At 43.5% G+C, this 20,936-nt stretch carries 19 protein-coding genes; 9 read left to right on the top strand and 10 right to left on the bottom strand.

The features are described 5' to 3' along the window. Positions 1-481 precede the first annotated feature (481 nt). Positions 482-922 (bottom strand): YcgN family cysteine cluster protein, encoded by a 441-nt coding sequence (locus MHN79_RS00250; RefSeq protein ID WP_239171192.1) that lies wholly within the window; start codon positions 920-922, stop codon positions 482-484. Positions 923-1,011: 89 nt separating this feature from the next. Then, entirely contained in the window at positions 1,012-1,410 is a 399-nt protein-coding gene (locus MHN79_RS00245) for a DUF2850 domain-containing protein (RefSeq protein ID WP_239171191.1), read from the bottom strand. A 257-nt stretch (positions 1,411-1,667) separates the two neighbouring features. Here MHN79_RS00245 and MHN79_RS00240 point away from each other — a divergent pair, with 257 nt between their 5' ends. Further along, entirely contained in the window at positions 1,668-1,916 is a 249-nt protein-coding gene (locus MHN79_RS00240) for a YkgJ family cysteine cluster protein (RefSeq protein WP_239171190.1), read from the top strand. 35 nt (positions 1,917-1,951) lie between these two features. Here MHN79_RS00240 and MHN79_RS00235 read toward each other — a convergent pair whose 3' ends face one another. The 4 genes from MHN79_RS00235 to MHN79_RS00220 form a co-directional block, all read right to left on the bottom strand. After that, positions 1,952-3,151, bottom strand: a complete 1,200-nt coding sequence (locus MHN79_RS00235; RefSeq protein ID WP_239171189.1) for a NupC/NupG family nucleoside CNT transporter — start codon at positions 3,149-3,151, stop codon at positions 1,952-1,954. A 215-nt stretch (positions 3,152-3,366) separates the two neighbouring features. Continuing rightward, complete coding sequence (locus tag MHN79_RS00230) at positions 3,367-4,308, bottom strand: LysR family transcriptional regulator (protein ID WP_239171188.1); 942 nt, start codon at positions 4,306-4,308, stop codon at positions 3,367-3,369. 50 nt (positions 4,309-4,358) lie between these two features. Then, positions 4,359-5,330, bottom strand: a complete 972-nt coding sequence (locus MHN79_RS00225) for a lytic murein transglycosylase (protein WP_239171187.1) — start codon at positions 5,328-5,330, stop codon at positions 4,359-4,361. A gap of 61 nt (positions 5,331-5,391) precedes the next feature. Beyond that, a complete protein-coding gene (locus MHN79_RS00220; RefSeq protein ID WP_114787084.1) occupies positions 5,392-5,673 on the bottom strand; it encodes a YcgL domain-containing protein in 282 nt (93 codons plus the stop codon). Between the two features lie 159 nt (positions 5,674-5,832). Between MHN79_RS00220 and minC the strand changes: the two genes are divergently transcribed. The 4 genes from minC to metG all read left to right on the top strand — a co-directional run bounded on the left by minC (position 5,833) and on the right by metG (position 9,477). Then, on the top strand, positions 5,833-6,495 hold the full coding sequence (gene minC, locus MHN79_RS00215) for a septum site-determining protein MinC (RefSeq protein ID WP_239171186.1): 663 nt from the start codon (positions 5,833-5,835) through the stop codon (positions 6,493-6,495). A gap of 18 nt (positions 6,496-6,513) precedes the next feature. After that, positions 6,514-7,326, top strand: a complete 813-nt coding sequence (gene minD, locus MHN79_RS00210) for a septum site-determining protein MinD (RefSeq protein ID WP_239171185.1) — start codon at positions 6,514-6,516, stop codon at positions 7,324-7,326. Continuing rightward, complete coding sequence (gene minE, locus MHN79_RS00205; RefSeq protein WP_152430021.1) at positions 7,327-7,590, top strand: cell division topological specificity factor MinE; 264 nt, start codon at positions 7,327-7,329, stop codon at positions 7,588-7,590. It begins immediately after the preceding gene. A gap of 330 nt (positions 7,591-7,920) precedes the next feature. After that, positions 7,921-9,477, top strand: coding sequence for a methionine--tRNA ligase (gene metG / locus MHN79_RS00200; protein ID WP_239171184.1), 1,557 nt, complete (start codon positions 7,921-7,923; stop codon positions 9,475-9,477). A gap of 97 nt (positions 9,478-9,574) precedes the next feature. Here metG and adhE read toward each other — a convergent pair whose 3' ends face one another. Further along, positions 9,575-12,268: a bifunctional acetaldehyde-CoA/alcohol dehydrogenase gene (gene adhE, locus MHN79_RS00195; RefSeq protein ID WP_239171183.1), complete on the bottom strand. Its 2,694-nt coding sequence runs from the start codon at positions 12,266-12,268 to the stop codon at positions 9,575-9,577. 587 nt (positions 12,269-12,855) lie between these two features. Between adhE and MHN79_RS00190 the strand changes: the two genes are divergently transcribed. Together MHN79_RS00190 and MHN79_RS00185 are read left to right on the top strand one after the other, a co-directional pair. After that, positions 12,856-13,494, top strand: a complete 639-nt coding sequence (locus MHN79_RS00190; protein ID WP_239171182.1) for a YchE family NAAT transporter — start codon at positions 12,856-12,858, stop codon at positions 13,492-13,494. A 51-nt stretch (positions 13,495-13,545) separates the two neighbouring features. Beyond that, positions 13,546-14,409, top strand: coding sequence for an ion transporter (locus MHN79_RS00185; protein ID WP_239171181.1), 864 nt, complete (start codon positions 13,546-13,548; stop codon positions 14,407-14,409). A 15-nt stretch (positions 14,410-14,424) separates the two neighbouring features. Here MHN79_RS00185 and asd read toward each other — a convergent pair whose 3' ends face one another. Further along, entirely contained in the window at positions 14,425-15,555 is a 1,131-nt protein-coding gene (gene asd, locus MHN79_RS00180; RefSeq protein ID WP_239171180.1) for an aspartate-semialdehyde dehydrogenase, read from the bottom strand. 435 nt (positions 15,556-15,990) lie between these two features. On the opposite strand from asd, the gene nhaC reads away from it, so the two are divergent. Further along, complete coding sequence (nhaC, locus tag MHN79_RS00175) at positions 15,991-17,427, top strand: Na+/H+ antiporter NhaC (protein WP_239171179.1); 1,437 nt, start codon at positions 15,991-15,993, stop codon at positions 17,425-17,427. Between the two features lie 189 nt (positions 17,428-17,616). Further along, complete coding sequence (locus tag MHN79_RS00170; protein ID WP_239171178.1) at positions 17,617-18,222, top strand: class I SAM-dependent methyltransferase; 606 nt, start codon at positions 17,617-17,619, stop codon at positions 18,220-18,222. 11 nt (positions 18,223-18,233) lie between these two features. Here the strand turns inward: MHN79_RS00170 and MHN79_RS00165 are convergent, their stop codons facing one another. Both MHN79_RS00165 and yejK read right to left on the bottom strand, forming a co-directional pair. After that, positions 18,234-19,484 (bottom strand): Hpt domain-containing protein, encoded by a 1,251-nt coding sequence (locus tag MHN79_RS00165; protein ID WP_239171177.1) that lies wholly within the window; start codon positions 19,482-19,484, stop codon positions 18,234-18,236. Positions 19,485-19,878: 394 nt separating this feature from the next. Continuing rightward, positions 19,879-20,883, bottom strand: a complete 1,005-nt coding sequence (gene yejK, locus MHN79_RS00160; RefSeq protein WP_239171176.1) for a nucleoid-associated protein YejK — start codon at positions 20,881-20,883, stop codon at positions 19,879-19,881. Positions 20,884-20,936: the final 53 nt, after the last annotated feature.

Raw genomic sequence — 20,936 nt, 5'->3', positions numbered from 1 at the left:
ATCTTGGGCTTCCGGCCTCGTCACCCATCTTGATTATCGACAGAATCGCTTTAATTTTTCATCATCCAGAGATAAGCAAACCCCGGCAGCACGCCTTCAGGTAGCACTCGCTACACTCCCTCCCTTTCATGCCGTGCTGACAGCCCCACAATCAGCAATGACATGCAAAGAAGATTGAATCAGCTGCTTTACGTAGGCATACCAAGTCTCTTAACAAGAACACCGAAACAATACTATATATGCAACTGGTTTTTTTGCCTAATTCATTTATTCATGACATTTATAATTTAAATAGCCAACTAGAAAAATGATAGGTTGAAAAAAAAGGAATTGACTTGATTGAAACAGTTGTGCAGTAGAGTTAATTCTTTGGGGCCTAATATGGACACTAAAACGTCCACATTATGTCCACAAATTTTTAGAATATAGATAAATATTGATGAATTGACCACAAGCAAAGCCTTGATATTCCTTGCTACACCTATTCACGGTTAGGATGATTCAAAATGTGGTCTTCCCAATTCACTACTTCGATTTCATAAACCACCTTGTTGCGCACGCTTTCTCCGGCGGCGTGCATGGCGGATTTTGAGCCAGTAATCAGTGGGTGCCACTCTGGAAGAGGCTGTTTTTCTGCTAGCAGGCGGTAGGCGCAGGTGTGGGGCAACCAAGTAAAATCATCAATATCATCACGAGTTAGCTTGGTGCACTCTTCACCTGATGAGAAACGGTTGGGATAATCTTTACACGAACACGTTTTACTGTTTAACCAACTGCAGGCTACATTGGTGTAGTAGATTTCTTCTGTGTCTTCATCCATGAGTTTATGTAGGCAACACTTACCACAACCGTCACAAAGTGCTTCCCACTCTTGTTCGGTCATTTGCTCGAGAGATTTATTTTCCCAAAATGGCAGGCTCATAAACATTATTTAGATATTGGACAAAGGGAGGGCTTTATACCGTTATGGCTGATAAAGTGCAAGCCTGAAGTTAAAATGGCAGGTAAAATTCAATTGCGCCCTTGGGTATATTGACCATGATACCCTTGCTTTAGATATTGGGCTTTGTACTGACCATTGATGTGAACCAATGTGCCTTTTAAACGATCGAGGTAATACTCTTGTCTTTTATTACCGTGTTTGAATTCGAGCGTTGCCCCATCGAAAGAAAAATGGGTACTGATAAGATCGCCATTCCAATATACGCCTTCGTTGGCTACTTTGAGTCGGTTTGCAGAATAACTCGCGACATTGGCTTCTCGCCAAGTACCCAGTAATTCTTTGCGTGCTTCCTTACTTTGGTGGTCAACAATGGAATGGACCCCTATACCAATCATTACCACACCGCACAGTCCTAGTACCATGACGGCGATGCCCAAAGGTTTGGTCCAAAAGCTACTACTGCTCATCGTACTGCTGTCCCAAGTTATACTGAATTCGAACACGACAGGCGTTCCCCTAACTCTAAAGTCTAGTGGAACAATCAACTAATTAACAATTTTATTAATAATAGAAAGTAAAATGATTATTGAGGTTTCACCCCGGATAAATGATGCGACTTATCGCCTGACAGAGTTAAATTTAAAAGCGTGTTTTAAACATACCAATATGCTTCGAAGGTTAATTTTTGCTAGACTGCGCCTTCACTTTCATCGAGGATCACTGTATGGATTGCCGATTAGGCTGTGGAGCCTGTTGTATCGCGCCGAGTATTTCTTCTCCTATACCGGGAATGCCGAATGGCAAACCTGCGGGAACTCGTTGTATTCAACTCAATAAAGACAATTTATGTAACTTGTTTGGCCGTCCAGAGCGACCTAAAGTTTGCCATGAATTTAAGCCTTGCCCTGTTGTTTGTGGCACAACCAATCAAGAAGCCATCAACAACATTACCGAGCTTGAAGCCCTTACCTAAAAAAGCCGCTTGTTTCCAAGCAGCTTTTTAATGTCTTATAACCCGAGAACCACACCCGCAACGGCTGCGCTCATTAAGTTAGCTAACACACCTGCTGCAATGGCCTTAAAACCGTATTTTGAAATAAAGCTTCGACGCTCAGGTACTAAACTACCCAATCCACCAATAAGCATGGCCATAGTTGAAATGTTCGCAAAGCCACACAAAGCAAAAATAACAATTGCCTGTGAATGTTCACTCAGTTGGTCTTGTACTTCCATTAACTGGATAAATGCTACAAACTCATTTACCACGACTTTAGTACCGATAAGCGATCCCGCGGTGATAACTTCATTCCATGGAATACCCAAGAGCCAAGCAATCGGCGCAAATAAGTAACCAAGTACAAGCTCAAAACTCAGCTCCATTCCTATAAGGCCGCCAAACCAACCCAAGATGCCATTGAGCATCGCGATGACACTGACAAAGGCAAGTAGAGTTGCGCCTACTGCCACAGCAATTTTAAGCCCTGACATAGCTCCATCAGCCATCGCTTCAACCACATTAGTCGCGCGCGGCAAGTCAACATTTTCAAGCTCCATATCTGGGCTAGTTTGCTGAGTTTCGGGCACCAAGATTTTCGCCATTAGCAATCCTGCTGGCGCAGACATAAATGCCGCTGCGATAAGAAAATTAAGATCAACGCCCAAAGATGCGTACCCAACCAAAGTACCACCAGCAACAGAAGCAAGGCCACCTGTCATCACGGCAAAAAACTGCGAGTCTGACATATGACGCAAGTAGGGTTTCACAACCAAAGGCGCTTCAATCATACCAACAAAAATATTGGCTGTTGCAGACAGTGATTCTGCGCGGCCGATAGACAAAAGCCTTTGCAGCCCACCACCAATAATATTGATCACTTTCGGCATTAGACCAATATGATAAAGCCCTGAAATAAGGGCCGAGAAAAAGATAATGATGCACAACACATTAATGGCAAATGTAAAACCACCTGTTGCAAGGCCACCAAACAGAAAGGCAATCCCTTCCTGTCCGTAGTTAATCAAATTGGATACCGCTTGAGTCACACTGTTAAGTGCTTCTTTACCCGCGGGTACATACAGCACTAATAATGCAAAAGTCACCTGAAGAACAAAGGCCAGCGACACTGTTCTAAGGTTTATATTTTTTCTATCAGTAGACAAAAGCCATGCGATTACAAGGATGGCGATAATTCCTAGGATCGAGTTCATTACAATATCCGACGAAAGAGCACAAAGAATGGCGCCGGATGATATTGAGTAAAATGTAAGATGCAAACTCGAAATGTTAACACTCAGATTTTGCAAAATAGACAGGAACTCAGCACCTATTTTAACCATTTGTTTTATATAAAGATAAACGTTTGCCTTTGGGTTTTATTTTCCATTTGGAAAATATATTTACTCATATGGAAATAATAATACCGCTAAGATCTATGGATATAAGGGAGTAATCTTTCATCCCAATAACAGGGAGAACCTATCTTATGTTTGATAAAATCGATCACGGCGGTGATCTTGGGAGACAAATGACGGCGGCTAGGATAAACCGCGTAAAATGGCATGTTTTGATTAGGTGTCCAATCAGGAAGCAGCTGGATAAGCTTGCCCTGTTTAAACTCATCACCAATAAGATAAGTGGCTAGGTATGCCACTCCCCAACCAGCCACGGCGGCATCTCGAACCGCACTGGCCAAATCAACCGAATAGTTTCCTGATACCTTAACGGTAAGCTGTTCACTCTGTCTGGAAAATAACCAAGAGGTATAATCTCTTTCCCAGCTTCGATAGATAATACAGTTATGTTCAACCAAATCATTAGGGTGTATTGGGCTCGTATGGTTAATCAAATATTCAGGCGAAGCGGCCACGACAAACTGACTGTCAGCCAATCGCTGCGCTACATAACCTTCTGGCAAGGTTTCATTGTTTGTGATCCAGAGATCTAACCCATCTTGGAGCATGTCTATTCGATTATCGAACAGGTGTAACTCAACTTGTAAATTAGGGTGCTGAATACGCAGCTCGTCAATAGTGGGGAGTATATGAAGTGTCGCAAAAGATTGAGACAGGCCAATTCTAATCAAACCCGCAACCTCATCCTTTTGCACCTCGACTTCCTGTTGAGCATCAGTGACCGCTTGCAATACTTTCTGACAATGGAGGAAAAACTGCTCGCCTTCGGCTGTTGGGGTGAAAGTTCTCGTCGTACGTTGAACAAGCTTTACGCCTAACGAATCCTCCAACAAAGCAAGCTGCTTACTGACATGAGAAACAGAAACACCAAGGCTTTTCGCTGCTTGAGTAAAGTTTTTATGCGTCAATAGTGTTGCAAACACTATCATCTGCGCGGCACGATCGGCTAACACGAAGTCCCCAAAATTTAAAAAGGAGCCCTAAAGAGCTCCTGCATTAACATCTAAAGCACAATTCTATCAGCGAGATGACTCACCGCCAAAGCAAAATAATACGATCGATTCCACTTCATCAGTACGTTGTAGTTATTGTAAACCAAGTAAACACGCCCATTTGCATCATCTGGTGCGATCAACCATGCCTTGATATCCTCATCTAATTTAGGTAGTGGCCGTCCGTCATAGCGCGTTACCCCAAGTCGGCTCCATTCCTGTAAATACTTCCCTTTCTCTTCACTGCGCCCTTGAATACTGGTGTCAAAACCTTTGGGCAGCTTAACTTGACGCCCCCAAGTGTGCTCATTTGTCCAGCCAAATTGGCTCAAATAATTAGCCGCAGAAGCGAATACATCCGCTTCATTCTCCCAAATATCTTTCTTACCATCTCCACTACCATCTGCAGCATAAGAAAGGAAAGAACTTGGCATAAACTGGCACTGACCCATGGCGCCTGCCCATGAGCCTTTCATATCTTCCGGCTTAATATGCCCTTCATCTAAAATAGTCAGTGCTGCCATGGTTTCTTTGCGGAAAAACGCCTCTCGGCGACCGTCATAAGCCATGGTCGATAAGGCATCAATCACACTGTAGTTACCAGTAAAGGTGCCAAAGTTACTCTCGATACCCCAAAGCGCGACGATAAAACGAGGCTGAACACCATATTGTTCACCTACCTTATACAGCGATTTTTTGTGTTTTTCATACAGCTCTTTCGCTTGTTTGACTTTCCAATCTGGCACCGCTTTGGGAATGTATTCATCCAAGGTTAAGCGCTTTTCTGGTTGGTTACGGTCCGCAGTCACCGCCCGTGGTTTGTATGTCACATTCGCAAAGGCAGCATTAATCGTCTGCTCCGAGATGCCTTTGCTTCGCGCTTCACTTTTTAACCCTTCGACGTATTGTTCAAAACTCTGATCGCTTGCCCAAACTGAACTTGCAATCGTCGCACCTAGTATGACTGACAATAATTTCTTCACATTGCCCTCCTTGAGCAACATTATGATTCGCCGACAACTTCCCTATTATAGATGAGAGAAATTAGTCTGGTTGCCGGCGCGCCTTTTGTTGTTTGTATTCATCTAGTAGATTCTTTGGCGGCGGTGGCACTTGAAGAAAAAAGCCATCATCTTTAAGAGACTGAGTCACTTTATCGATATCGACTTGAGCCAACTCTCGTCCGTCCAAATTCACCATCATTACCATGGTAGGTTTGCCAAACATTTGCATCAATGTGTCAGGGACTTGTGAAAAATCCCCTTTCTTTGGAAGATATAAATACGCGCCTTCTTTTTTAGAACTTTTGTAAATTGCACAAAGCATGAAAAGCCTTTTTCTATTTGAATGTATATAACGTCAATGTTTCGCTAATTTTGAGAGCAAAACAACCAATTGAGCACAAGAGTTCTTGCTGTGCTTTGTGCGGGAATATAACATGATACCCCTAGTCTCAGGCAACGCCCTAAGAGGTCCTCAAATAAGATGTCGAATTCACCCGATCTGAAAGGAAGTAGCTTTACTCTATCAGTTTTACACCTTTCTGATAACCATGTAGAAAATACGATTCGGTTTCTCAGCGAAAAAGTAGAGCAAGCACCCGCTTTTTTTGCGCAGGCACCTGTTGTCATTAATATTTCAAAAGTGGCAGGCGATATTGATTTTCCACGATTAAAAAATGGCATTGCCCAAGCAGGTATGATTCCAGTCGGCGTGACTGGCTGCCGAGACAAACGTACACAAAACTTCGCATCTGACGCTGAGTTTGCGATTATGTCCGCCAGTAAATCGCCTTCTCAAGCGCCCGCGACTATGGCGCCAACCAAAATCGTCCGTACGCCAGTACGCTCAGGCCAACAAATTTACGCCAAAGACAGTGATTTAGTGGTGTTAAGTCATGTCAGCGAAGGAGCGGAAGTTATTGCAGATGGTTCAATCCATATTCATGGCACATTGCGTGGCCGCGCCATTGCAGGCGCTAGCGGTAATACAGGCGCTGTCATCATCTGCGATAAACTCAATGCTGAATTGATGTCAATAGCTGGCCACTATTGGATCACAGAGCAGTTCGCAGACGAATATTGGCAAAAAAAAGTTATGTTCAGTTTAGAAAACGACTCGCTTAAATTCGAGTCGTTAACAGTTTAAGAAAATAAGGAACAAATAATGGCACGCATTATTGTTGTCACATCAGGTAAAGGTGGTGTAGGCAAAACTACATCAAGCGCTGCAATTGCTTCGGGCCTCGCTCTGAAAGGTAAAAAAACCGCGGTTATCGATTTTGATATCGGTCTTAGAAATCTAGATTTAATTATGGGCTGCGAGCGCCGCGTAGTTTACGATTTTGTTAATGTAATTAATGGTGAAGCCACTCTCAATCAAGCGCTCATCAAGGACAAACGCACCGATAATTTGTTTATCCTACCTGCTTCTCAAACTCGTGATAAAGACGCTTTAACCAAAGACGGAGTTCGCCGTGTATTTGATGAACTCGATGAAATGGGCTTTGACTTTATCATTTGTGATTCTCCTGCGGGTATAGAGCAAGGTGCATTGATGGCTCTCTATTTTGCCGACGAAGCCATTGTTACAACCAACCCTGAAGTCTCTTCTGTGCGAGATTCAGACCGGATTCTGGGTATTCTTGACTCTAAATCTCGCCGCGCTGAAGAAGGGCTAGAGCCTGTAAAACAGCACCTTCTATTGACTCGCTACAATCCTACACGAGTGACACAAGGTGATATGTTGAGTGTCGAAGATGTAGAAGATATTCTGCATATTTCCCTACTTGGAGTGATTCCAGAAAGCCAAGCGGTGCTTAACGCATCAAATAAAGGTGTACCTGTCATATTCGACAATGAGACAGACGCAGGAATGGCCTATGATGATACTGTAGAGCGCTTATTAGGCTCTCAAATCGACTTCCGCTTTTTAACTGAGCAGAAGAAAGGTATCTTCAAGCGACTATTTGGAGGCTAAATGTCATTACTTGAATTTTTCCGACCACAGAAGAAAACTTCTGCCAATTTAGCTAAAGAGCGCTTGCAGATTATTGTTGCGGAACGCCGTAGTCAGGGCGATCCTGCGCCATCCTACCTGCCGCAACTCAAAGAAGACATCCTAAAAGTCATTGCAAAGTACGTTGCCGTTGACCCATCCATGGTAGACTTATCTTTTGAGCATAAAGACGATGATATTTCCGTCCTAGAGCTCAACGTCAAGCTTCCAGAAGACGAAAAATAGCCATCGGGAAATAGTTTAATCAACGAACTAGCCCCATACTCGTATACAGTTTGGGGCTAAACAGCCAAACCATCTATTGCCCACAGTGAACAAGTCTGTTAGCTTAAAACAATGAACACAAAAACTACTCCAGCCACCCACACTGCTTTAACCACAAGCATGATGATGAACATGCCTTCACAGCGAATGCTGCGAGGGATGGTCTGCGTGTTCTAAATTTATCAATCACTGCATCACCATTCCCTAATACACGGTTGGGAAGGTGGTAAAACCAAGTGATATCTGGCCTCTCTTTTCGACCTTAGCATTGAAAAACAAGGAGATCGGCCAATGAATACCAACCATAGTTTTAAGCTAAATTTATCTAAACCTTCAAAGACAGAGTTTATTACGACACCGATATTTTACGCCAACGGAGAGCCACACTTAGGGCATGCCTACACTGGTATTATCGCTGATATTTTTTGTCGATATGAGCGCCTTTCACAGACGAATATCGGCTGCCAACTCATCACAGGCACTGACGAACATGGCCAAAAAATTGCCGCGGCGGCTCAATCAAATAATCTCCCAGCACAAGACTTCGTCGATAACCTTTCACAAAGTTTTCAAGTGTTATGGCCAAAGCTTGCTATTAAACCGGATGCTTTTATCCGCACCACAGATACCGAGCACAAATTAAACATCCAGCGTATTTGGCAGCAGCTTGAGCAGCAAGGAGATATCTATCTTGGGCATTATTCTGGACACTACTGCATTGCATGCGAACAGTTTTATCCTGAAAAGGATCTTCTCGATGGCGCATCTTGTCCAGTTCATAAGCGCGAAGTAATTTTCAGTCAGGAGGAAACCTACCTATTTCGCTTAGAGAAATATCGCGAGGCACTAATTGAATACTACCAATCAAACGATAACTGCATTGAACCCGGTCATTATCAACAAAGCTTAATCGAACAACTCAAATCCTCACCACTCGACGACCTATCTGTATCTCGAATTAATAATAAGTGGGGAATCCAAGTACCGAGTAATCAAGACCATACCGTATACGTTTGGATTGATGCGTTATTTAGTTACCTTAGCGCAATACAGAATTGTGATGGCAACGCGCATACTCTTACCAATACACAACATGTAATAGGCAAAGATATCTTCCTGTTTCATGCGGTATACTGGCCTGCATTTTTACTGGCTTTGGATATAAAGCTCCCGCAAAAACTAATAGTCCACGGTTGGTGGACCATTGGCGGCGAAAAAATTTCTAAATCCAATCCTGACACCACGGTGAACCCCAGCCTCTTTTCTGAGAAACTGACTTGCGATGGGCTACGTTACGCACTTGCACGTCACAAGCCGCTGCATAGAGACGGTAATTTAGTCCTTGATGAGTTTGCCCAAACCATTAATGCCGATCTGCTCAATAACCTTGCTAATCTCGTCAAACGTAACCACACACTGATCACTAAAAACTTTGCTGGTGAAATCAAACTCGCTGAAATTTCTCAGCTTGATAAAGAAAGCCTTACTTGTATTAGCAAGGTCATTCCAGTGCTCGAGAGCATTATTAACGCTTATCAAACTCGTGATCTTCACCGCGTGGCTAAAGAGATAAATTGGGTACTGACCGAGTTAAACGGCTTCTTTCACCAAAGAGCACCATGGCTGGTTAACAAAACGCAACCTGAAGTCAAAGCGAAACAAACCTGCCTAGTGGTGAGTAATCTTGTGCGCGAGCTTATTTGGCTGCTCTCGCCCATCACACCAGAGCTTTGTCAGACCATCATCGAAGAGAAAGGTACCCCCTCATCATCTCTCTTTGAGCATCAAGCTTTGATCTTAAAAGATGCAGTGGCCCTTTGTGCTAAAAGTCACTGGCAAAAGATATAGACGATAAAAAGCCCCAGATTTTCATCTGGGGCTTGGTTTTTCCCGATAGTTAGGTTAGTTCGTGCTAGCGAAAACCTACCTCACAACTTATACCTACTTATGCGTTAGTTTTGCTTTTTTTCGCTTTAGGCGCTGCCTTTTGATCGGCCTTTTTCTTAATTACCGTTGTACCTTCGAAGGTTTCACCTTCAACAAAAGCTTTACCATAGTAAGAATCTAGCAATACCGCTTTAAGCTCACTGATCAATGGGTAACGAGGGTTCGCACCAGTACATTGGTCATCAAATGCTTCAACCGCAAGCTCATCAAGTTTAGCCACGAAATCTGCTTCAGCCACACCTGCTGCCTGAATAGACATTGGGATATCTAGATTCACTTTAAGCTCATCCAGCCAAGCCAGTAAACGCTCGATCTTCTGAGCCGTGCGGTCGCCCTCTTGGCTCAAACCTAGGTGATCGGCTACCTCTGCATAACGGCGACGTGCTTGTGGTCGGTCGTATTGAGAGAAAGCGGTCTGCTTGGTTGGGTTATCGTTCGCGTTGTAACGTACCACGTTAGAAATCAGTAGTGCGTTAGCCAAACCATGTGGCAAGTGGAACTCAGCTCCAATTTTGTGTGCCATTGAGTGACAAACCCCTAAGAAAGCATTCGCAAAAGCAATACCTGCGATAGTTGCTGCGTTATGCACTTTCTCACGAGCAATTGGATCATTAGCACCATTTGCATAGCTTGATGGCAGATATTCTTTGAGCATCTTAAGTGCTTGCAGTGCTTGCCCATCGGAATATTCGTTGGCCAGAACAGATACATAAGCTTCTAACGCGTGAGTCACCGCATCATAACCACCAAACGCAGTCAGCGATTTAGGCATGTTCATCACTAAGTTAGCGTCTACGATTGCCATGTTTGGCGTAATTTCATAATCCGCTAGTGGGTACTTAGCGCCTGTTTTATCGTCAGTTACTACCGCAAACGGTGTGACTTCTGAACCTGTACCAGATGTTGTGGTGATACAAACAAGCTCGGCTTTTTGACCCATTTTAGGGAACTTGTAGATACGCTTACGAATGTCCATAAAGCGCATGGCAAGCTCTTCAAAATGCGTATCTGGGTGTTCATACATTACCCACATGATCTTCGCCGCATCCATTGGCGAGCCGCCACCAAGTGCGATAATGGTATCAGGCTGGAAGCTCTTCATGGCTTCAGCGCCTTTCTCAACCACAGACAGTGTTGGGTCCGCTTCTACATCGAAGAAAGTTTGCACTTCCATTCCTTGCGCTTTCAATAAGCTGACAACATCATCTGCGTAGCCATTGTTAAATAGGAAACGGTCTGTGACTAGGAAAGCACGTTTTTTACCTTCTAAATCACCCAATGCAATAGGAAGGCTACCGCGACGGAAGTAGATAGACTTAGGTAGTTTATGCCACAACATGTTTTCAGCTCGCTTAGCTACAGTTTTCTTGTTAATTAGGTGCTTAGGACCGACATTCTCAGAAATAGAGTTACCACCCCAAGAACCACAACCTAGCGTTAAAGAAGGCGCAACATTGAAGTTGTATAAGTCACCAATACCACCGTGAGTCGTCGGGATGTTGATCAGAATACGCGCCGTTTTCAGTTTGTCGCCAAAATAGCGGATACGATCTGCATTAGTATCTTGGTTGGTGTATAGACCAGATGTATGACCAATACCGCCAATCTCAACCATAGTCACAGCCTGAGCAACCGCATCTTCGAAGTTATCTGCATGGAATAGACCTAACGTTGGCGAGAGCTTTTCGTGAGCGAAAGCATCGTCATAAGACACCTTACCTAAGCCTTCGCCGACAAGTACTTTAGTATCTGCTGGAACAGAAACACCAGCCATTTCAGCAATCGCAGGAGCAGGCTGACCAACAATCTTGGCATTCAACGCACCTTCAATCAGAAGAACGCTGCGCACTTTCTCTGCTTCGGCTTTGGTTAATACATACGCTTTGTGAGAGGCAAAGCGCGCTTTCACTTCGTCGTATACTTCATCAACCACAATCGCGGCTTGCTCTGATGCACAAACAACACCGTTATCAAATGTTTTAGACATTAATATAGATGCAACCGCGCGTTTAATATCAGCGGTTTCATCAATAACCACTGGCACATTACCCGCACCCACACCAATCGCAGGCTTACCAGAAGAGTAGGCCGCTTTCACCATACCTGGGCCACCTGTTGCAAGAATGAGCGCAATGTCATCATGCTTCATCAAACCGTTCGACAGTTCCACTGATGGCTGGTCAATCCAACCAATAATGTCTTTTGGAGCACCAGCAGCTACTGCCGCATCTAAAACGAGTTTAGCGGCGTCATTGGTTGAGTTTTTCGCACGTGGGTGAGGAGAAAATATAATGCCGTTGCGAGTTTTAAGGGAAATGAGTGATTTGAATATAGCAGTCGAGGTTGGGTTAGTGGTTGGCACAATACCGCAGATAATACCCACAGGCTCAGCAATAGTCATAGTCCCAAGGTTGTCATCTTGCTCAAGAATGCCACAGGTTTTTTCATCTTTGTATTTGTTGTAGATAAACTCAGAAGCAAAATGGTTTTTGATAACCTTGTCTTCAACGATGCCCATTCCCGACTCTTCCACCGCTTGTTGCGCCAGCGGGATACGTGCTTGGTTTGCTGCTAGAGAAGCTGCACGAAAGATCTTGTCGACTTGTTCCTGAGAGTATGTTGCGAACTCTTGCTGCGCTTTCTTAACGCGTGCAACCATTGCATCGAGTTCGGCCATATTAGTGACAGGCATAGGGAATCTCCTAAAATTAACAAATTATAAAAACTTTTTATTAACAACACTTAACACGCATAACCTGCTTAACATCGCTTTTCTTTGTTAGTAAATAGCTTTCACGAGTGATTATATTATTTCAGATGGTGAAAAAAATTGACCCAGATCAGTTCAGAAATAGTCTTTGATGACTTACTTAGCAACAAGATAAAAAATATCGATTAACCATACACTTGTAGATAATCAGATCATGAGAGAAAGTACATAAATCATTCAGTGCATAATTAATTTATGCTGATTTCTAGCCAAGGGGTTGTAAAAAAATTTCAATTCCAAAAGTACCAGTTACATGTAGCTCACCATTGTCGTGCAACAGACGGAGACTTCAGAGACAAATAAAAATGCGGCAATGATGGAAGCTGTGACAAGAAATGTACAAAATGTTAAAACCTGTATGAAGGCAAATCTGCGCTAAAAATACCAAGAAAGTACCTAGGTCGATATTTTTGCCAATAATTAGCTTTTTTCACTCGTGGACAAATGAAATTTCAACTATATTCCGCATGTTACAGATAGTTAACTTCTCTTATGCTTAGGCGCAGACAATGCAGACATTCGAATTCGCGATTTTTTTACAATTCTTTTTAGGCCTAGTCGCCGCAGTGAACCCTGTTGGCATCATGCCGGTTTTTGTCTCTCTTACGGGTCATATGACGGCAGAGGAAAAAAACAAAACCGCCACCACAGCAAACTTTGCCGTGGCCATCATTTTGATCATATCGTTATTAGCAGGTCAGATACTGCTCGATATGTTCAGCATTTCTCTTGACTCATTTCGCGTTGCTGGGGGCCTCTTGTTACTCAGCATCGCATTTTCAATGATGAGTGGTAAGTTGGGTGAGGATAAACAAAACAAACAAGAAAAGTCGGAGTACGTTAGCCGCGAGCAAATCGGAGTTGTCCCTCTAGCCATGCCTCTTATGGCTGGACCTGGTGCCATAAGCTCCACCATAGTATATGGCGCTCGCTACCCCACTGCGATTGATACGGTAGGTATCAGTATTACCGTCGGTTTATTTTGTTTTTGCTCATGGTTATTGTTTCGCTCTGCGCCACTGATCGTTCGATTTTTAGGACAAACTGGTATCAACGTTATCACCCGTATTATGGGCCTGATCCTTGGTGCTTTAGGTATTGAGTTTATTGCTAACGGACTGCGAAACCTTTTTCCTGGGTTGGCTTGATGAAACTGATAAAGGTATGATTGGTGCTATTGATTAAAAGGTAGCTCTCTCATGCCGCGTCACGCATTAAAACACTATTTATATATCATCATTTTCGGCACTCACACCAAAGCTGGACGTGCCTTTGATATTGCTCTGATTGTCGCCATATTTTCCTCTCTTGCTGTGCTTGTCCTAGAGTCTGTGCCAAGCATTGCCTCACCATGGAAAATGGAGCTGCGATATTTAGAGTACGCATTCACCGCCTTATTTAGTATCGAATATCTCCTCAGGCTATATTGCTCACCCAAGCCTAGTGCTTATGCGAAAAGTTTTTATGGCGTGGCTGATTTACTGGCTATTTTGCCCACTTATCTTGCCTTTTTCTTCCCCGGGGCATCATTTATGGGTGTGATTCGCTTGCTGCGGGTAATGCGAATCTTCAGGGTGTTAAAACTGGTACGCTACCTACAAGATTCGAATATCTTGCTGCGCTCTCTTTTAATGGCGCGCAGAAAAATCCTGATCTTTTTCAGCACAGTCGGAATACTCGTTACCATTTTTGGCTCATTAATATTTGTTATTGAAGGGCCAGCCAATGGGTTCACCAGTATCCCCAAAAGTATTTACTGGGCGATCGTCACTATCACTACGGTTGGCTATGGAGATATCGTCCCTCAAACACATTTGGGTAAAGCGCTGGCCTCGCTCACCATGTTATTGGGCTACTCAATTCTTGCCGTTCCAACCGGTATTATCACAGCAGAATTAAACAAAGAGATGAATGCCCATAAAACTTTGGTTAAGTGCCCTAATTGCAGTCGCGCGGGACACGACTCAGATGCAATCCATTGCAAGCATTGCGGCGGTGAACTTGCCGAGCCAGACAAGCGAATAGTTAACCAATACAAAAGGGCTGATAGATATCAGCCCTGATAAGGTTTTTAGTACTTAGGCTTTCTCTGCCAAAATAATTCTTAGTGTGCGACGCAAAGGCTCTGCTGCACCCCAAAGCAATTGATCGCCCACGGTAAAGGCGTTAAGGAAATCATCTCCCATCGCCATTTTACGTAATCGACCCACAGGGATAGACAAAGTACCCGTCACTTTTGCAGGTGTCAGTTCTTGGGCAGTGATATCACGTTCATTTGGAATCACTTTTACCCAATCGTTATGGGTCGCAATCATTTCCTCGATCTCGTCCATAGGAACATTTTGCTTCAGTTTGATAGTGAGCGCCTGTGAGTGGCAGCGCATCGCCCCAATACGAACACAAGTACCATCAATAGGCACTGGAGAATCTTGGAAGCCGAGAATTTTGTTCGCTTCAACGCCAGCTTTCCACTCTTCTTTGCTTTGACCATTGTCACGCTTAACATCAATCCAAGGGATAAGAGAGCCAGCCAGTGGCGCACCAAATTTATCGATCGGGAAAGACTCACAGCGCATGGTGTCAGCCACGCGTTTATCAATGTCGAGAATGGAGCTTGATGGGTTGGCAAGCTCTGAGCTGACTGAATCATTGATAACACCCATTTGAGAAATAAGCTCACGCATATTCTGAGCACCTGCGCCAGAAGCCGCTTGATAGGTCATCGCGCTGGTCCACTCCACCAAGCCTTTCTCAAACAGACCACCTAAGCCCATTAGCATCAAACTCACAGTACAGTTACCACCAACAAAGGTATTAGTACCTTGATGAATACCTTGTTGAATCTGGGTGTAGTTAACTGGGTCTAATGTGATGATTGAATCTGACGCCATACGCAAGGTTGAAGCGGCATCAATCCAGTACCCTTTCCAACCCGCTTTTCTGAGCTCAGGATACACTTTCTCTGTATAACTCCCACCTTGACACGTCACAACAGCATCAAGCTGCTTTAGGCTGTCAATATCATAGGCATCTTGCAGTAAACCTGAGTCTGAACCGAGCTGACGATCCGAAAACACAGGAGCGGGAATACCAACTTGAGATGTGCTGTAAAATACCGGCTCAATATGGTCAAAATCGTTCTCTTCAACCATGCGTTGCATGAGTACTGAACCAACCATGCCGCGCCAACCGACTAAACCTACTCTCATTTCTCAACTCTCCGTGTGCAATATTAATTTAGGAAACGATTCAATACTTCAACTTTCTAAGCAAAATCTCAAGAGAAATTTGATTTATTTGTGCCTATTTTTCTGACTTTATAAGCTGTGGCGATAATAAAGAACATTCTTCGAACTCAAACCCAAAAGCGAAAGCAATTATAACCCTGCCAAAAAGAAACAAAAATAAAACCAATTTTAAACAAAAAAATCACATTTAATAATAAAAACAATAAGGATTTACAATATATTTAACCAAATTAAAATACCTTGGTAGATTTAAATCACATCGGAGTAGTATTTATTCGAAATATTATTCTAGCTAATGTAAAGTGCTCGCCTACTAAAAATGAGTAAGTACTCTCAATGCGTTCCTAAATAAATTAATAGGAACCTATGAGATATAACACATATAAGAGGATCTGCATGACGCAACTCACTCCACGCTTACCCAGTCTAATGCAAGTGATCATTGCATTAGGTCTATTCTTGCTGATGGCTTTTTCATTCACAGCCCAACTCGATTTGCCAATTCAGCTGGCACTGTACATAGGTTGGTTCGTGATCATGGTGCTTGGCGTAAGGCTCGGTCACCAGTACAAAGATCTTGAAAAAGCAGCACTCAATGGTATTTCCAATGGTCTTGGCGCTGTCTTAATCCTTCTCGCAGTAGGAGCTTTGGTAGGCACTTGGATTTCAGGTGGTATTGTCCCCACCATTATCTACTATGGCCTTAAAGCAATTCACCCTTCCATCTTCCTGCTAGCAACTATGGTTATCTGTTCGCTAACTGCATTAGCGACTGGTACATCTTGGGGCGCAGCAGGAACCGCTGGTATTGCTATGATGGGTATAGGTCAAGGTTTAGGTGTACCTGCGCCTATTACCGCAGGTGCTGTTCTATCAGGCTGCTATTTTGGCGATAAAATGTCACCATTGTCAGATTCGGTTATCCTAGCGTCCTCCATGTCGAACGTTGAAGTGATGGAACATATTAAAGGCATGCTGCCTATCGCGCTTATCAGCTACATCATTACTGGAATCATGTTTACTGTATTTGGCTTCCACTACGCCGGTAATGTAGACATGACGCAAGTTCAGTCTGTTATTGAGGCAATGGACAATCAATTTTACATTACTCCTTATTCGTTCGTCCCTGTTGCCATAGTGCTTGGCTTACTGGCCATGCGTATGCCTTCTTTTCCAGTGATCAGCTTTGGATCTCTACTTGGAATAGTTTGGGCTGTCATGATTCAGGATGTAGACTTCTTGCAAGCCTTTAATACCGCGTGGGCCCCTTTCCACATTGAATCTGGTGTCGGTTTCATTGATTCCATCTTAAACCGAGGCGGCATGTCTTCTATGCTTGGTTCTGTGGCTGTGATTGTCTTTGGTCTCGGCTTTGGTGGCTTACTGGATAAAGTTGGTGTGCTAGAAACCATTGCTAAGCTATTTGAGCGCAGAGTACAAAGCGCAGGTTCACTAGCAACCAGCACCATAGGAACGGCCTTCCTTGGTAACGTATTTGGCTCAGCAATGTATGTTTCTTTGATCCTAACACCGAAAATTTGTGCTAAAAATTATGACCGCCTAGGATTCAAACGTAAGAATCTATCCAGAAACGCCGAATTTGGTGGCACCCTGACCTCTGGTATGGTGCCTTGGAGTGACAACGGTATCTACATGGCGAGTATCCTTGGTGTCGCGACCCTATCTTATGCTCCATTCATGTGGCTAAGCTTTGTGTGTATTTTGGTTACCATAGTGACCTCTTACATGGGCTGGTTTATTGATAAATGTGATCCGACAGCGACGGCTAACCACACCGATGACAGCGGCGAATTAGTTAAACAAAGCGCTTAACACCTCTAAACCAGATAAGTGCTATCAGGCATTTATCTGGTTCTTTAACTCCCCTCCCCCCTTTTTTATCCACTCAGCTTATTAAATAATTTCAACCATCTACCCACATGATATAGGCTTATAGAGTGCGTCTTTCTCGTACTATATTTGTGCATAACGACTATGTTCTGACACTCAAATAAGGCCATCATGCATATTCTCGACCGATTAAACGTGTATTTATTTCATCGTAATAAAAGCCTAAATGGGCGCAGCTTAAATTATAAAATGCAGGGCTGGTCGAGCGAGAAGGAACAGATAATACGATTTAAAACCATCGCCAACAGCGCCGATTTCTCAAATAAGCGAGTGTTGGATTTAGGATGTGGATTAGGTGAGCTGTATGACTACCTCAGCCAAGATAAACACTTAGCTTTTTACCTGGGCATTGACCAACATTGGCCATTTCTAAAACGAGCAAAAAAACGTATTGGATCTGCTCAGTGCCGTTTTAGGCTCGCTGATATTAGCCGCACACCATTGCCCGAGCTTGATATTATTATCGCCAGTGGTTCACTTAACTATCAGTCGCGTCAAACTGATTACTTAGAGCGTATGATTGCCCGTATGTACGCAGCGGCCAAAGAAGTCGTCATCTTCAACTTGCTCAATAAGGATGTTTTTCTCAAACCAACCTTGCTCAAAGCATATGACAAAAACGACGTACTCTCCTTTTGCCACACACTCACGCCCAAGGTAAGGGTGATTGATGACTATTCGACAGGTGATTTCACTATTGTATTGGAGAAAAGCTAGACTCGCTCTCGCTAAGCGCCATTTTGTTGCTGATTGAGAAACTCTTGCGCTTCATCGATGGCTTTATCTAATCGAATTTTAAGCTCACCAAGAAGTTCAGTAACTGAACCGGAGCCGTCTTTGAGAGCTTGCTCGACATTACCTGCTGCCTCTCGTAGCTTCTTGGCACCAAGGTTACCACCCACCCCTTTGAGACTGTGCGCTTTGCGTAATGCCTCTTCTGGTGAGTCATGCAATAGCTCGGCAATTTTTTCTGTATCACCAGTGTGATCATCAACAAATACTTGCAACAACATACACACCGACTCATGATCATCGCCAAGTGATTCCAACATGGCTTTTAAATCAATTTCGGGCTCATTATTTCCCTTTTCATCATTGCCCATAGCCAATGCCTCGTTCTGGTTTATAATTTCCGCTTTTGGGGTTTCGATCCGTTGATCGTCTGTGTGTGCAGGCTCTTGCTTTGCGCCAACGGGGTGATTTGGTATTGACTGAACTGAAGACACACGATAGCTGACACTAAACAAGGCGAGTAAACACAGTCCACTGAACACTAAACCACCGATAACCAACTGATTTTGCTGATCATGAAACTCACGTTCTACCAAGGCGATCTGAGAGTAAATTGAATTATTCATGATTTTTTCAATCACATAATTGCCTTGGGCGTAAGTACCTAGCAATGACGATGTTTTTGAGAGCAGATGCTGTAAATGTTTTTTCTGTAGTGCCGGTAACTTTTCTGATTGCACAAAAAGTTGGTCAAGCTCCCTAAACACCTTCGGGTTTGATTCACTAGAACTAAACAGCGCAGCCAATACATTCGTGCCTACTTTCGCGTAATAATTCGATAGTTTGGAATCTTTTTGGTACTTGGCGCGAAGTGTTTGGATCTGGTCAACCAGTGCAATCAGCTCAAGTTCATTATTCAAAAACGTCTTCATCTGCTCTATAAATTGGTCGGTAGTGTAAAGCAGCAGCCCCATATCAAGGGTTAACCAATTTTGCTCGTAAGTCGCCGCCATCTGCAAGCGCAAAGCGTGAATCAATTGCAGTTTAAGGGCTTGCTCTCCAGTCTGGCTTGCTCGGTAAGAAGGTTCTTGGAACATAGAATACTTGAGATCATCAATACTATTGCTTAGCTCACTGACCTGATTCATTGTTGTCACACTTGAGCGATAAGCGAACATTAACGTTGAAATACCTAAAACCCAGATCGCCACAACCAACCAAGCTAACTTGAGCGCCTTACCTTCCATACCCTGATCTTCTTCGAATAAATTGCATAATTACAAGCATATACGCAATGAGCAAGAATAGTAGGCCAAAGTCGTGATTTCTTCGACCTAGTCCGATTTTCATCATAGAGTTCGAGGTATTTAATCACAAATAAAAAAGGCCACATCTCACTGTGGCCCCGATTAACTCTTGAAGAAAGTTAGGCAACCGCCCTTTGAGGGGCACTCACTAACAAGTTTTCAGCTGTGTTTATATTGCTGAGGGAGGAATTTGCTATCTCATTGTCAGAAGCGTCAAACCCGCTCATGGCCTGCACAAGCAAATTAGGCTCTACCGCTGGCGGCACGGTCCCACCTGACAGCACCACTTCCTCGATATTATAACAGCTATCCGCAGCTGACAAAGGGTAACTGCTTACCCTTGATTTCGAGTCAATTGGTCGCGTAAGTTCGGCGGCGTCCCTTTAATGGTCAAAGTGTCGGTTTCTGGATCGTAAAATATACGTTCACCGAGCAGCATACTGTCAAAGCTCATATTGAGCCCACCGCCTGCCCCAACATATTTTGTTAGCTTTCTAACCGCCGTTCGATCGCCCGGGAAGCTGTCTTCTAACTCATACCCTCTCTCTTGGGTAAAATCTAAAAAGCTGGTGCCTTCATGGGTCGGGGGCAATTCTCCAGACAGTTCTCGAACTTGAACTTCATCACCTGTTTTGATCTGTTCATTGCAATAATCAGCCACTTGTTTTTTGTAACTGATCACTTCTTCTTTTTCTAGCTTTGAGTCAGTGCAAAAGTCATCAACTGCTTGCATCAAAACTTGATTTTGCTGTTTAGTATCTAGCCCGACTTCTGCTTGTAAAAAATCTAAGAAAAAGTCAGCCACTTTACGGCCGACACGCCCCTTTATATAAGCCAAGTAACGGTTAGACTCTTTATCCGTCTCGTAACTGGTCAAATCAATACGTGCCGCTATATCCATTTTGCTAAGATCCAAATAATCTGTCGCGCTAATATCAAGGCCTTCAGTCACTTTTAGGCTCTGGTTAGATGGCACAATAGCAACAAACAAATAATCGGTTGCCAGAGACTGATATTCTGCAATCACTAAGATGCCTTCATCTGCAAAGGGGTACTTACTCAATTCATTTTTGAGACGATTTGCACTAAGTTGCGAAAAATCATAGAAGTTCTTTCCACCTTTGCGAAGTTCATGCAACCAGATTTGAAATTCACTGTCAGATTTAAAACTACCAAAGCCTTTGCCTGCTTTGGAATTGAAAACTCTGTGAAGCTCAGCCACTAAATTTTCAGTGGACGTGTCGTTTTCTAGACATTCCGTTCTAAAGTTAACAATAAGCTCGTCAGAGTCATTTTTTCGTAACTGATGCAAAATTACATTTGAAAGATGAAGGCTCATGATAAATTTTATCGTCGTGTAGGTTTCAGTTGCGGGGCATTGTAGGTTATCAT

Origin of the sequence: Vibrio sp. Of14-4, from assembly GCF_022347625.1 — a bacterium.
GTDB classification, from domain to species: Bacteria; Pseudomonadota; Gammaproteobacteria; order Enterobacterales; family Vibrionaceae; genus Vibrio; species Vibrio pristinus.
The sequence above is the reverse complement of the archived record's forward strand: the minus strand, read 5'-3'. Positions and strand labels throughout refer to the sequence as shown.